The organism is Lactobacillus nasalidis (assembly GCF_016587775.1).
Taxonomy (GTDB): Bacteria; Bacillota; Bacilli; order Lactobacillales; family Lactobacillaceae; genus Lactobacillus; species Lactobacillus nasalidis.
Window position 1 is genome coordinate 1 of sequence record NZ_BOCG01000356.1, and the last position, 1052, is coordinate 1052.

Annotated in this window: 2 protein-coding genes; one reads left to right on the top strand and one right to left on the bottom strand. The window is 62.1% G+C overall.

Features of this window, described 5'->3' with window-relative positions; all coding sequences use genetic code 11:
* A partial coding sequence (locus lacNas_RS06815; RefSeq protein WP_201346719.1) for a DUF3427 domain-containing protein occupies positions 1-269 on the top strand: 269 nt, incomplete at its 5' end.
* A 26-nt stretch (positions 270-295) separates the two neighbouring features.
* Here the strand turns inward: lacNas_RS06815 and lacNas_RS06820 are convergent.
* Positions 296-853: an ECF transporter S component gene (locus tag lacNas_RS06820; protein ID WP_201331076.1), complete on the bottom strand. Its 558-nt coding sequence runs from the start codon at positions 851-853 to the stop codon at positions 296-298.
* Positions 854-1052: the final 199 nt, after the last annotated feature.

Consider the following 1052-nt stretch of genomic DNA (forward strand, 5'->3'; position numbering starts at 1 on the left):
GGTTCACCCGGACTCCCCGCCACCTGGATTCCCCGGAAGTCCGGCAGCTTTTGCGGGGCGTGGCTGAGGGCCGGCAGGCCACCCGGCTGCCGGTCTTCGTCAAGCGGGCCGATGCCTACGGCCCCAAGTTCTGCTACCTGGGCCAAGCCCAGATCGATCCCGCCACTGTCCGCGAGGTCAGCTTAAAGGGCAAGAGCGCCGTGGGCCTGGACCTGGTCCTGCCCGACCCCCTGCCGGCCAAAATCGCCGACCAGCTTTTTGGCGAATAAAAAAGGCTTCCCAAGCGGGAAGCCTTTTAGTGTGCCCGTTTCATGACGCGGGCGGTAACGTCTTTCAAAGCAAAGTAGAGAATCGGCGTGCAGACCGCGGTTGAGCAGGAATTGATCACCGTGGCCAGCAGGCTCATGAAGGCGGCGACCAGGGCCGGCTGCAGGGCCGTCCCGGCCATCAGGGCCTCAACGACCGTCGTCGCGTAGGAGGTAAAAATCTTGGTTACCCCGGCGATGACCGCCAAAATAATGATGTTCTTCTTGCTGTCATCGTATTTCATGGCCTTGTAGACGCCTGAAAGAACGGCGGCAACCACCACCACCTCCAGCATGGTCAGCCAGCTGGTAGCCGCGTAGCCGTTCAAGATGTCGAAGCCGCCCAGGCCGATGATCCCCGCCAGGGCACCATTGCGGAAGCCCAGGTAGAGAATCGCCACCGCCGTCAAGGTGTTGCCGAAGTGGATGAAGGGCCGGCCAACGACTGCCGGCAGCGGAATCCGCAAAACCCAGATGCCGATATAGATCATGGCCGCGAACAGGCCGGTCATCACGACTGCTCTCAAAGAATTCTGTTCATCGCGCATTGCTCTTTTCCCCCTTATCAATCGAATGCACTAGTTCTGCAGCTGCTGAAGCAGCCAGGGCAAGGCAGCCGCGTAGTTCGGGCCAAAGCGCTGGTCCTGGTCCGGATCGGTGGCCACGATCGCCTTGGCCACGAACTGGCCGGCAGCCGCCGCCGCGCTTTCCAGGTCAGCGCCGTGCAGCAGGCCGGCCAAGAGGCTG

What these genes read in the sequence shown, in the direction of transcription:
- lacNas_RS06820 (WP_201331076.1), bottom strand. Translation starts at nt 853, where the DNA reads ATGCGCGATGAACAGAATTCTTTGAGAGCAGTCGTGATGACCGGCCTG.